Annotated in this window: 12 protein-coding genes; 2 read left to right on the top strand and 10 right to left on the bottom strand. The window is 63.1% G+C overall.

Going from position 1 to position 12,447, the window contains the following annotated elements; translation table 11 throughout:
• On the top strand, positions 1-202 hold a 202-nt coding region (locus JQ575_RS39325), incomplete at its 5' end, for a hypothetical protein (RefSeq protein ID WP_212038546.1).
• A 202-nt stretch (positions 203-404) separates the two neighbouring features.
• Here the strand turns inward: JQ575_RS39325 and JQ575_RS39320 are convergent.
• The 4 genes from JQ575_RS39320 to JQ575_RS39305 all read right to left on the bottom strand — a co-directional run bounded on the left by JQ575_RS39320 (position 405) and on the right by JQ575_RS39305 (position 4,288).
• Entirely contained in the window at positions 405-758 is a 354-nt protein-coding gene (locus JQ575_RS39320; RefSeq protein WP_212038545.1) for an NIPSNAP family protein, read from the bottom strand.
• A gap of 94 nt (positions 759-852) precedes the next feature.
• Positions 853-1,764 carry a DMT family transporter gene (locus tag JQ575_RS39315; protein WP_212038544.1) on the bottom strand — a complete coding sequence of 304 codons (912 nt, stop codon included), beginning with the start codon at positions 1,762-1,764 and terminating at the stop codon, positions 853-855.
• Positions 1,765-1,932: 168 nt separating this feature from the next.
• Positions 1,933-2,991, bottom strand: coding sequence for a phosphotransferase family protein (locus JQ575_RS39310; RefSeq protein WP_212038543.1), 1,059 nt, complete (start codon positions 2,989-2,991; stop codon positions 1,933-1,935).
• Positions 2,992-3,055: 64 nt separating this feature from the next.
• On the bottom strand, positions 3,056-4,288 hold the full coding sequence (locus JQ575_RS39305) for an acyl-CoA dehydrogenase family protein (protein WP_212038542.1): 1,233 nt from the start codon (positions 4,286-4,288) through the stop codon (positions 3,056-3,058).
• Between the two features lie 182 nt (positions 4,289-4,470).
• Between JQ575_RS39305 and JQ575_RS39300 the strand changes: the two genes are divergently transcribed.
• Positions 4,471-5,163 (top strand): TetR/AcrR family transcriptional regulator, encoded by a 693-nt coding sequence (locus JQ575_RS39300; RefSeq protein ID WP_212038541.1) that lies wholly within the window; start codon positions 4,471-4,473, stop codon positions 5,161-5,163.
• Here the strand turns inward: JQ575_RS39300 and JQ575_RS39295 are convergent.
• From JQ575_RS39295 to JQ575_RS39270, 6 genes are all read right to left on the bottom strand, one after another.
• Complete coding sequence (locus JQ575_RS39295; RefSeq protein ID WP_212038540.1) at positions 5,160-5,552, bottom strand: RidA family protein; 393 nt, start codon at positions 5,550-5,552, stop codon at positions 5,160-5,162. The genes JQ575_RS39300 and JQ575_RS39295 overlap by 4 nt on opposite strands.
• A 109-nt stretch (positions 5,553-5,661) precedes the next feature.
• On the bottom strand, positions 5,662-6,888 hold the full coding sequence (locus tag JQ575_RS39290) for a CaiB/BaiF CoA-transferase family protein (RefSeq protein ID WP_212038539.1): 1,227 nt from the start codon (positions 6,886-6,888) through the stop codon (positions 5,662-5,664).
• Between the two features lie 222 nt (positions 6,889-7,110).
• Positions 7,111-9,099 (bottom strand): aconitase family protein, encoded by a 1,989-nt coding sequence (locus tag JQ575_RS39285; protein ID WP_212038538.1) that lies wholly within the window; start codon positions 9,097-9,099, stop codon positions 7,111-7,113.
• A 10-nt stretch (positions 9,100-9,109) separates the two neighbouring features.
• Entirely contained in the window at positions 9,110-10,105 is a 996-nt protein-coding gene (locus tag JQ575_RS39280) for a tripartite tricarboxylate transporter substrate binding protein (protein WP_212038537.1), read from the bottom strand.
• 69 nt (positions 10,106-10,174) lie between these two features.
• Positions 10,175-11,392 carry a CaiB/BaiF CoA-transferase family protein gene (locus JQ575_RS39275; RefSeq protein ID WP_249167193.1) on the bottom strand — a complete coding sequence of 406 codons (1,218 nt, stop codon included), beginning with the start codon at positions 11,390-11,392 and terminating at the stop codon, positions 10,175-10,177.
• Positions 11,389-12,345 (bottom strand): hydroxymethylglutaryl-CoA lyase, encoded by a 957-nt coding sequence (locus JQ575_RS39270; protein ID WP_212038536.1) that lies wholly within the window; start codon positions 12,343-12,345, stop codon positions 11,389-11,391. The genes JQ575_RS39275 and JQ575_RS39270 overlap by 4 nt, the downstream gene beginning before the upstream one ends.
• Positions 12,346-12,447 lie beyond the last annotated feature (102 nt).

Below are 12,447 nucleotides of genomic sequence, written 5' to 3'. Positions count from 1 at the left end.
CCCTGCGCAATGGCTTTACGGCTTATGCCGTGATCTCCCCGGAGACGAGTGGTTGACTCCGTCGCTGCCGTTCCCGCTTGCGCTTCTCCGACAGCTTGACGCCTGCAACGGGCGCCAGGACCACACGGTTTTGCCGTACGCTAAATCCACGCCGTCGTCAGACGTGAACCAGCGTCCACCGCATCCCGCCGCGCGTTCGTGACGTGCGCACGCCCCTCTTGTCGGGCGGGACGCGACAATTCAAACCGCTGATTTGCCCGACGAGGAAAGCGGAATTTTGCCCGTCGGGTTAATTTGTCGCAGCGGCTGCCGCACGTCCGTCATTGCGAGCGAAGCGAAGCAATCCATAGCGCCGCAAGCGGAGGAATGGATTGCTTCGCTTCGCTCGCAATGACAGCGAGAACTTATGAGGCCTGCAACAGGCTTCGTTCTCGTGCCGGCGAATAATCCACCGGTACCAGCCAGCGATCCTCGATCTGCCCCACCATCAGTCCGTGCTCCGCATGCGTCACGCGCTTGATTTCAGACCATTCGGTGTCCGCCATGAAGGCCGACCATGCCGCGGTTTTGGTCGCCTCATCGGGCCATTCCAGCAGATAGGCGAATTCGGTCCTGTCACCGAATTTGGTTTCCCACATCGCGACAATGCGAAAGCCGTATTTGGTACGCATGATACGCGCCGCGTGATCGCGAAAACGGTTATGGAACGCGGCCTTGTTCTTCTCGAAGATTTCATAGATGCGAAGTTGCTGGATCATGGTCAGATCTCCCCTTGCGCGGGAGATATGATCGCGGGGTTGCCTGTCAATTGCCCGACCATCCCGCGATCGGTTCCATCAAACAACGCGACGCTCACAACCCGTCGGGCGGAATGCCTGACGTGGTGGCCGCCACCGGCCGGGCGCGGACCCGTTCGCGGTAGAAGGCGTAGAGGCCGGACGAGACGATGATCGCGGCGCCGAGCAACATCATGCCGTCGGGCTTGTCGCCGAACAAGAAATAGCCGAGCAGCATGGCCCACAGCAGCGCCGAATAGCGGAACGGCGCCACCGCCGAGATATCGCCGGATCGCAGCGCCACGATCATGCATTGATAGCCGATCAGCACCAGCACAGCCGCCAGCGCCAGCATGCCCAGCGCATGATTGGACGGCGGCGTCCAGCCGCCGAGCGGAAACAGGATCACCGCGCCGGCCGACGTCACGGTCACCGTCATCAACAGCGTGATGAACAGCGAGGGGATTTTCTCAGGGATTTTCTTGGTCGAGAGATCGCGCAGGGCGCAGAACGCCACCGAGACCAGCGCCAGCAGCGAAAACTGGTTGAAGCCCGCGATTCCCGGCCGCACGATGATGAGCATGCCGACAAAACCGGCCGCGATCGCCAGCCAGCGCCGCCAGCCGACCGGCTCGCGAAACACCAGCGCCGCGCCGAGCGTGATGGCGAGCGGCAATGCCTGAAAGATCGCCGAAGTATTGGCGAGCGGCAGATGCGTGAGCGCCGCCATGAACGATATCGTGCCGCCGACCTCGCCGACGACGCGCAGCGCGACCGGCTTCGTCGCAACCGTGCGCAAGGGGCGCAACGCGCGCTGATGCAATGCGAGCGCTGCGACCAGCACCATCGCGAACAGGCCACGCACAAGCATCACCTGGCCGAAATTGATTTCCGCCGACACCGCCTTGGTGATGGAGTCGTTGATCGTAAAGGCGGCCATGGCGGTGGCCATGATCAGGCTGCCGCGGATATTTGGGGAGAGCGCCAAGTGGACTTCCAGTGAATCGTGGATCGTAGGGTGGGCAAAGCGACAGCGTGCCGACCATTAGCAACAACGATCTGGAGAGATGGAGGGCACGGCGCTAACGCGCCTTTGCCCACCCTGCGGATGCAATGAAACATGGCGCGATCCGGATGGACCGCGCCATGTTGCAGATTATTTCGCGCCGGCTTTCTGCGCGTATTCCCAGGATTGCTGCGACAGCGGCACCGTGCGCTTCGCCGACTCGATGGCCTTGGCGTTAGCAGCGGTGCCGTCGCGGATCCGGCCCGCAATACCCTGCGTGATGCCCGCAAGGCGGAACAGATTGTAGGAGAAATACCAGTTCAGGTCGGGGACCTCGGTACCGGTCACGTTGCAGTAGATCTGCGCGGCCGCTTCCATGCTCGGGATGTTCAGCGCCTTCAGATCGGCGTTGGCGAGGCCCGGCATGGTCCATTGCATCAACAGGTAAGTGAAGTCGGCCATGGGATCGCCGAGCGTCGACAATTCCCAGTCCAGCACCGCCTGCACGCGCGGTTCGGTGGAATGGAAGATCATATTGTCGAGGCGGTAGTCGCCGTGGACGATCGAAACGCGCTTCTGTTCCGGCACGGTCTTCGGCAGCCATTCGGCGAGCTTTTCGAATTCCGGAATGTGCTGGGTTTCGGAGGCACGGTATTGCTTGGTCCAGCGATCGACCTGCCGCGCAAAATAATTGCCGGGCTTGCCGAAATCGCCGAGGCCGATGGCCTGCGGATCGAACAGATGCAGTTTTGCAAGTGTCTCGATCTTGCTGGTGAAAATCTTGTAGCGATCACCTGGGGTTTGGGTCGGCAGCGTGGGATCCCACAGCACCCGCCCCTCTTCCATCGACATGATGTAGAAGGCCGAGCCGATCACGCCGTCGTCGGTGCAGAGCGCATAGGCTTTCGCGACCGGAAAACCCTGCTTGCTGAGCGCGGCGATGACGCGGAATTCGCGATCCACCGCATGCGCCGACGGCAGCAATTTGCCGAACGGCCTGCGCCGCATCACATAGGATCGTCCAGGCGTATCGAGCCGGTAAGTCGGGTTGGACTGGCCGCCCTTGAACTGCAGGACGGTCAGCGGTCCCTGATAGCCTTCAACGTTTTCGCGCATCCACCCATCGAGGCGCTTCTCATCGATACGATGACGCTCCTCGACTTCCTTGGTGCCTGAAAACTCTTCGTCTTTCCTGACGCCGTCCGCCACGATGACGCTCCCTTGAGATTTCTTAGTTTCCTTTGGAGAGCGCCATCTGAAGCGTTCCCGTTAATTAGTGCGACGTGTTTGCATACTTCCGAAGTTCAAGTCTGGCAATGGCGCGATTGTGCACCTCGTCCGGACCGTCAGCGAGGCGGAGCGTACGGATATGGGCATAATCCTTCGCCAGGCCGGCTTCGTCGGAAACACCGCCGCCGCCATAGGCCTGGATGGCATTGTCGATGATCTTCAACGCCATGTTGGGCGCGGTGACCTTGATCATTGCGATCTCGGCCTGTGCGGTCTTGTTGCCGACCTTGTCCATCATGTCGGCAGCCTTGAGGCACAGCAGGCGATTCATCTCGATGTCGGCGCGCGCTTCGCCGATACGCTGTTCCCACACCGAGTGCTCGATGATCTTCTTGCCGAACGCGGTGCGCGAGGCCAGCCGCTTCACCATCTTCTCAAGCGCTTCCTCGGCCTTGCCGATGGTGCGCATGCAGTGATGGATGCGGCCCGGACCAAGACGGCCCTGCGCAATCTCGAAACCACGGCCCTCGCCGAGCAGGATGTTTTCCGCGGGGACCCGGACGTTTTCCAGCAGCACCTGGGCGTGGCCATGCGGCGCATCGTCATAGCCGAACACCGGAAGCATTTTCTCGACCTTGATGCCGGGGGTATCGAGCGGAACCAGGATCTGCGACTGCGCCTTGTGTTTCGCCGCGCCCGGATCGGTCTTGCCCATCAGGATCGCGATCTTGCAGCGGGGGTCGCCGACGCCCGACGACCACCATTTGCGGCCGTTGATGACGTAGTGGTCGCCATCCTTTTCGATGCGCGTTTCGATGTTGGTCGCGTCCGACGACGCCACCGCGGGCTCGGTCATCAGGAAGGCGGAACGGATTTCACCGTCCATCAGCGGCCGCAGCCACTTCCGCTTCTGCTCCTTGGTGCCGTAGCGGATGAACACTTCCATGTTACCGGTATCCGGGGCGGAACAATTGAACACCTCCGAAGCCCAGGAGATGCGGCCCATCTCTTCCGACAGCAACGCATATTCGAGGTTGGTCAATCCCGCGCCGCGGAATTCGTCATCCTCATGCGCGTTCGGCGGCATGAACATGTTCCAGAGGCCTTCGGCCTTGGCCTTCTTCTTCAGTTCCTCGAGGATCGGGATCACCTTCCAGCGCGGTCCCTCCGCATCCTGCTTGTCGTAGATCGGCACCGCGGGCCGAACATGCGTTTTCATGAACGAACGAACGCGGTTGAGCCATTCGGTCTGGCGTTCTGACATATTGAAGTCCATGGGACGCTCCCTTTGAAGATATTCGCTGGCTTTTGAAACCTTTGGCGGCACTGTCTGCCCGCCCCTCGCGCACCGCAAGAGATTTGCTGGCGCACGAACCGAGGTGGATTGACATTTCCCGCCCTTCAAACGATAGTTTCATACAAGTGTTTGAAATGCAACTCCCCTGAAGGGGACCAGATATGGCGTCCGATCATACCCGCTCCGCCATTCTCGCCGCCGCCGAACGGCTCTACGCCGATCGCGGTTTCGGCGATGTGACGCTGCGCGACATCGTTGCCGAGGCGAACGTCAATCTCGCCGCGGTGAATTATCATTTCGGATCGAAGGACGAGTTGATCGCGGAATTGTTCGTGACCCGCAGCCTTGCCACCAACCGCGAGCGGCTCAACGAACTGAAGGCGGCCGAAGAATCCGGCGGCGGCCGCGCCTCGATCGAGGCCATCATGCACGCGCTGGTCGGTCCGACCCTGCGCGGCTGCCTCGGCCCTGACCGCGAGGGCTCGACCGCGGCGCGCTTCATGATCCGCGCGTCGATCGAGTCAGTGCCGCCGATCCGCCGCATCAAGAATCGCGAGGTCGATCATTTGCGGAAATTCGTCGCCGCGATGCGCCGCTCCCTGCCCGGCCGCGACGATGCCGAGCTCTATTGGGGCCTGCATTTTGCTCTCGCGATGTCGCACCATACGATCCGCGAAAAGGAACGGCTGACGAAACTGTCGGAAGGCCAATGCGACCTCAACGACGTGAATGCGATCGTTGATCGCGTGGTCACGGTGTCGGTAATGGCGCTGACGGGCGGGGAGCCTGCAAAGAAAGCGCCGGCCCGGTCCATGGCGCCGCCGTATGGCCGGCTGACCCGGCAGGATCTCTAGAGAACTGCTACGCAGTCGATCTCGATGTCGAACGGCCCCATCCATTCCGGGACGCACACGAAAATGCGCGCCGGCGGATCGACCGGGAAGTAGCGCGCATAGATCGCATTCACGGTCGGGAAGTGCTTTGCCGACGTGCAGTAGATGTTGCACTTCATCACGTTCTGCAGGCTGGTGCCTGAAGTCTCCAGACAGAGCTTCATCTGCTCCAGCACGATCTCGGTCTGGCGCTCGATCGGCGCGGCGCGCACCTCGCCGGTTTCCGGGTCGAACGGCGGAAAGCCGGACACGAACACCATGTTGCCGGCCCGCGTGACCGGCGAGATCGGCGCGTTCCACTTCGCGAGATAAGAGGACAGTGATTCGACGCGGATCACTTCTCGTTTCATGGCGGCACCTCGGTTCGAAAGCCCATGATGCGACACTAGCAGCCGCCAGTGACATCATGTTTCGACCGAGGTGAAAGTGTCGTTGCCAAATCCAGCCGGGTTTCGCGCCTTAGACGATCTTCTGCGCCTTCAGCGCCTCGACCTTGGCGTCGTCGTAACCGATCGTCGCCAGCACTTCCCTGGTGTGTGCGCCGAGCAGCGGCGGCGCGCGATAGTCCTTCACCGGGGTGCCGGAGAAGCTGATGGCGTTGCGGATCAGCGACAGCTCCGGCTCGAAGGGATGCTCGACCTTGACCCGCATGCCGCGCGACTGGACGTGCGGGTCTGAAAACACCTGCTCGAAATTGTTGATCGGACCGGAGGGCACGCCGGCCTTCTCCAATTCGTCCAGCCAGTACGCCACCGGCTTCTTCAGGAACAGTCCGGCGAAGATCGCCATGATCTCCTTGCCGTGCACGACGCGGTCGTTGTTCTTGAGGAATTTTGGATCGGTCGCGAGCTCGGGAGCGCCCAGCACGGCGCAGGTGCGCGCGAACTGGCCGTCATTGCCGACCACCAGCATCAATTCGCCATCGGTGGCGCGGAACACGCCGGCGGGCATGCCGCCATTGCCCCAGGTGCCGCGCCGCGGCGGCGTCACGCCGTTGACGAGGTAGATCTGCAACCAATGCGACAGCGAGGCGATCACGGTGTCGAACAGGCAGACGTCGACATGCTGCCCCTCCCCGCCATTGACCTTGCGGTGAAACAGCGCCGAGAGAATGCCAATCGAGGTGTTCATGCCGGTCATGTAGTCGACGATCGAAGGACCGACCTTCATCGGACCCTCGCCGGGTTCGCCGTCGATATGACCGGTGACGCTCATCAGGCCGCCCATCGCCTGCAGGATGGCGTCGTAGCCGGCGCGCGGCGCGTAAGGCCCGGTCTGGCCGAAACCGGTCACCGAGCAATAGATGATGCCGGGATTGATCGCCTTGATCGATTCATAGTCCAGCCGGTAGCGCTTGAGGTCGCCGACCTTGTAATTCTCCATCATCACGTCGCAGGATTTTGCGAGCTCGCGGATGATGTCCTGGCCTTCCGGCGAGGCGATGTTGACCGTGACCGACTTCTTGTTGCGGTTGGCGCACAGATAGAACGAGTTGTTGTTGTTGGCCTTGCCCTCGGGGTCCTGCAGGTATGGCGGGCCGAAAGCGCGCGCATCGTCGCCGCCGCCGGGACGCTCGATCTTGATCACCTCGGCGCCGAGATCGCCCAGCATCTGCGCCGACAAGGGCCCCGCCAGCACCCGCGTCAGGTCGAGAATTTTGATGCCTTCGAGTGGCAGAGCCGACATGAAACTTCCTCCGAAACTTTTGATTTGGTGGCGCCGGAATGTCCCCCCGGCGCGCGATGCCCAGCCGATACACTATTTTGCGGCCATGAGCCCTGCATTCGCGGCATGCAGGTATCCATTTGCCGACGACGATGATCGGATAGCCTTCTCGGCCGGACGGCGCAGGTGTCCCTGCGGGCGTCTTGGGCCCGGAGCGGCCTAGGCTATCATGTGCGGAACGAACTATCGGCCGTCCGGGACCGTATCGCCTTCCCCCGCTTTCAGTGCACGCAATTGCCGAAAGCTCACGATGCGACCGGCAATCGCGCTGGCTGCGACCGTGGACGGGCTCGCCAGCCAGACTTGCCCAGGCCCGGAGCGGCCTGGAAAATTACGATTGATCGCGCTTACCGTCACCTGATCAGCGCGCTCGGAGACGCCGGGACCGGCATTCACGCAGGCGCCACATCCCGGTTCGACCAGTTCGACACCCACGCGTTCAAACACGTCGAGCATTCCGTTTTGAACGCAGAAGTTACGGACATCCTGGCTGCCGAACTGGAGAAAGAAACGTGTGCCGGGAGCGACCCGCATGCCGCGCTGCGCCGCCCATTCGAGCACGGCATGGTAATGCAGCAAATCCTCGCGCTTGCCGCCTGTGCATGAGCCGCCATAGGCGATATCGATCCCCACCGTCTCCGCCAGTTCCGATATGGTAACGCCGCGACCGGGATCGCCGGGCCTCGCCAGCATCGGCTCGAGCCTGTCGCACTCGATCTCGATGAGGTGAGCCAGTTCGGCGCCTTCGTCGCTGCACATCCATGGCTCGAGCTGCAGATCGATGCCGCGGCGCTCCTTGACGAAGCGCTGCGTCTCCGCATCGGGCACGACGATTGCGCTGAAGCCGCCGATTTCCGCCACCATGTTGGTCAGCGTCGCGCGCTCGTCGGTCGACAGGTCTGACAGCGCTTCGCCGCAATACTCGAACATCTGGCCGATCGCCCTGCCCTCGCGCACATAGGGCAAGCGCAGCAAGTGCAGGACAATATCCTTCGCCTCAACGCCGGCCGGAAGGCGGCCGCTCAGCCGCACACGGCATGTCCGCGGCACCTCGACACGCACCTCTCCGGTCATCCAGGCGTTCGCCATCTCGGTCGTGCCGATGCCGAACGCCAATGCGCCCAGGGCACCGCAATGCGGCGTATGGGAATCCGTGCCGACGACCAACTGACCCGGCTTGACGTAACGCTCCGCCATGATCGAGTGGCTGATGCCTTCCGAACCGTCACGGTCGGTAAGATAGCCGTGCAGGCGCACCCCATGCGTCTCGCAGAATTGCTGCTGCACCCTGGCCAGTGCCTGCGCGGCTTCGAGCAGGCCGCGGGCGCGCCGCTCGGGCGTCATGGTCTGGTGGATGAAGGGCAAGTGATCGCCGAAGCAGACGATGCTCGCGCGATCATGCAGCGTGATCGGGCCCTCGCCCATTTCCCGCTCGAGAAAGCTGACGCACATTGGCGTTACGTATTCGTGCGCATAGCGCCAGTCTGCCCGTGCGAAGACGGCATCCCCGGGGCGAACCGCAGCCAAATGGCCGGCGGAAGCGCGCGCGATGATCTTTTCGGCATAGGTCATCGGCCGCGATGCGGTGGTGCGCATGGCCGGCGACCATCCGTCCTTTCGCGCGCGCGCCAGCTTGAACAGCCCTCCGCGCCGAATGAGCTCGGCGGTGAGTTCGTCCTCGCCTTCGGTAAACTCGCTGACGGAAATGCTCTCGCCGCGGCGTATCCGTTCGATCAAGGCGAAATCGGTCGAGGTGTAGATCCCCAGATTACGGCAGTTCTGCCGGTAGATGCGCTCGAAGCTTTCGGCGATCACCAGCCTGATGCCGGCGCACCATTCGGCATAGGGGCTGGCCTCGCGCGACGAGCCCTTGCCGTAGCGGCGCCCCGCCACCGTCACGCCGAACCCGCCGGCCTTGACGCTGCCGGCAGACACCGGGAGGCGCTGACCGCATTTCAGGCCAGTATAGGGAAATTCCCCGAGCTTCTCGTCGTAATAATAGCAGATCGCGGCCGGGGTAACCTCGTCGGTCGACACGTCGCTGCGCAACGGCAGCGCCTCGGCCAGCGCAACGTCTTTCCCCTGCAGCTGGCTTTCCACCACGTCCGCGTCTTCAGAGAGGAACAGGATGCGGCCGTCAAACCGGACCTGTGTGGCTGGTGCCGATGTCATGACGCATCTCTCATTCGGCGGTGATCCCGAGAGCGCGCACAAGTTCGCCCCTCGCCTGATAGTCGACCTCGATCTGGCGTTTGAAAGCGTCCGGAGCGCCGCCGACGGCGATCATGCCCTGCTTGTCCAGCCAACCGCGCATCGTCTCGGATGCAAGCACCTGGTTCACTTCCTTGTTCAGCGCATCAATCACCGGCTTTGGCGTGTTCTTCGGCAGCATGAGGCCGATGTAGCTGGTGATCTTGAAACCTGGAAAAGTCTCGCTGATCGCCGGCACGTTGGGCAGCAGCGCGTCGCGCTTCTCCGAGGTGACGCCGAGCACCTTGATCTTGCCCGCCGCCGCCAGCGGCTCGACCGCCGTGAACGCGCCAAACAGCATCGGTATCTGCCCGCCCAGGAGATCGTTCACGGCCACCGACGTTCCCTTGTAGGGAATGTGGGTCATGGTGAAGCCGCCGGCCTTCTGCAGCATCTCGCCGGCGAGGCGATGCGGCGTCGAGCTGCCGGGGCTGCCGAAACTCAAACTCTGCGCCTTCTGCTTGCCGAGAGCGACCAGTTCGGCAACCGAGTTCGCCGGTACATTGTTGGCGACGGCAAGCAACAGCGGGGACGACGTGAGGTTGACGACCGGCTCCATCGCCTTGGAGAGGTCGAACTGGTTGCTGGTGGCGAGGTGCGGATCGATCGTCAGCATCGCATCCGTCACCATCAGGATCGTGTATCCGTCGGGCTCGGCGCGTGCGGCCGCCTGCGCCGCGATCATGCCATTGGCGCCCGTCTTGTTCTCGATGATGACGGATACTTTGAGGTTCTCGCCGAGTTGCTTGCCGATGATCCGGGCCAACGCGTCCGCCTGCCCGCCCGCGGAATAGCCCACCAGGATTGTCAGGGATCGCGATGGATATGGCTGCGCGTTGGCGACTTGTACCGTCGCGACCAACGCCATCGCAACCAGCGCCGCACCGACCGTGCGGGCTTTTCCTCGAACCAGATTGCCTGATGTCATGCTCCGCCTCCTCCCTGAGATCACATTTTTATCCAGGCGCGGTTGAATCCACCGCGCTCCGGTTCGTACTTATGCGGCCTCGTTCGCGACCGCGCCCAGCACGCCGGCCGAACGCAGATCCTCAATTTCGCGTTCCGAATATCCGGCCGTCCGCAAAATTTCGTCCGTGTGCTCGCCGATCCGCGGCGGCTGGCGATCGAGGCCGGGGCGTTCCTGCGCTTCGCCGAACTCCACCGGCAGCGCAGGGATTCCGACCAGCGGCCCGCCACCTAGTCCCGAAACGGCGGTCGCGAGCAGCCCGCCATTGTCAAGCAGATGCGGATCGGTCGACAGTTCGTCGGGCCGTCCGACCCGCGAATAGGCTACCCGCGCCGCTTCGCATTTTGCCAGGATTTCGCCGAGCGGCAGCCGCGCGATCCGCCGCTCCAGTTCGGGGAGCATCCACTCGCGCGCTTCGCAGCGGGCGGCGTTGCCTGCAAACCTGATATCATCGCGCCAGTCGTCGAAGCCGAACGTTTCGCAGAAGCGCTGCCAGTGACCGTCCGAAGTGCAGCCGATGAAAACCTGACCGCCATCGGACGCGGTGAAGACATCGTAGACGCCCCAGGCATTCTTGCGCGCCGGCATCGGTGGCATCGGACCGCCGATGACCGCGCTGCCGACGACGACGGCGCCAAGCATGAAGGTCGCGCTTTCAAACAGGGAGCTGGCGACCTTTTGCCCGACACCCGTGGCGTCGCGTTCACGCAGCGCGGCCAGCGCAGCCACCACGCCAAATACGCCGCCGAGAATGTCGATCACGGGCGCGCCGGCGCGGAGTGGCCGGCCGGGCGGACCCGTCATGTAAGCGAGGCCGGACTGCATCTGCACGACCTCATCCAGCGCGCCGCGATTTTCGTACGGCCCTTTCAAAAAACCCTTCATCGAAAGGTAGACCAGGCGTGGATTGATCCGGCGCAGGTCGTCCCAGCTGCACTTCAGCCGCTCGATGGTTCCCGGCCCGAAATTTTCCAGCACCACGTCAGCGTCCCCGACGAGGCGATGCACGATGGCCTGGCCCTCCGGCCGCTTCAGGTCGATCGCGATCGACCGCTTGTTGCGATTATACGTCGCGAAAAATCCGGCGGCGAAGCCCGGCAGGCGCCGCGTCGGATCCCCACCGGCAGGTTCGATCTTGATCACGTCGGCGCCGAGATCGGCAAACAGCACGCCCGCGCACGGCCCCATGATGGTGTGGCCGAAATCGAGCACCTTCAATCCCGCCAGCGGCCTGGACGCCGTCATCATGCAGCCCTTTCCCGGAATGCAGCCAGCGTTCCCGATCGGAGCGCAGCGCTCGGCAGGCGGTGTCCGACGATCCGCTCGGCGAGGCGCCCGGCCTCGATCAGCGCCTCGATGTCCAGGCCGGTCGCGATGCCCATCTCGTCACACAGCAGCGCGAGTTCCTCGGTGGCGATGTTGCCGGGCGCGCCGGGTTGGCCGGCGAACGGACAGCCGCCGAGCCCGGCCACCGCCGCGTCGAACGCGGTGACGCCGAGCCTCAATCCCTCATAGGCGCACGCGATCCCCTGCCCGCGCGTGTCATGCAGATGCAGGGCGATCCGCAGGTCCGGCCAGCGGTCACGCACGGCGCCGACCGCAGCCGCAACCCGGCACGGCGTCGCCCAGCCCATGGAATCCGCGAGCGCAACGTCCCGCACCTCAACGCCGAATTCACGTGCAACGGCAAGCCCGTCCGCCACCGTCCCGACGACCGCTGCGGGCGAGACGTCGCCGGCGAAATTGCAGCCGAAGGCGGCCATGACGATGATCTTGGCGATCGGCACGCCGGCTTCCTGGTGCACACGCACATATTTGCGCATGGCTTCGAGTTGTCCGGGGCGATCGCGGTTGAGATTCCTGATCGCGAAGGCTTCCGATGCGCTCAGCGAAATGAACCCGGCAAGGCTCAGCTTCCCGCTGAACGCGAGCGCGCGCCGCAATCCGCTCTCGTTGAACCACAGCGCGGAGTATTCGACGCCTTGCCGTGCAGTGAACCCATCGACCACGGCCTCAGCGTCGGCCCAACCCGGAACATGCTTGGCGTTGACGAAGGAGGCGATTTGAATCCGGCGCAGGCCGCAACTGGAAAGCGCGTCGATCAGCGCGATCTTGTCCGCGGTCGCGATCGGGCCCTGCTCGATCTGAAAGCCTTCGCGCGGCCCCTCTTCGCTGATGACGACGCTGTTCGGCAGGTCCATGCGCCGCGGCTCCTCCGGGGTGATCTTTTGTTGGCTGGAAGCTTGCCGCGCGCCAAGACATCTGACAAATATAATATCATGATCATTCTGTTCTAATAATTA

The organism is Bradyrhizobium sp. JYMT SZCCT0428, assembly GCF_018131075.1.
Lineage (GTDB): Bacteria > Pseudomonadota > Alphaproteobacteria > Rhizobiales > Xanthobacteraceae > Bradyrhizobium.
Note: the sequence above shows the minus strand (reverse complement) of the source record. Positions and strands in the feature narration are given on the sequence as shown.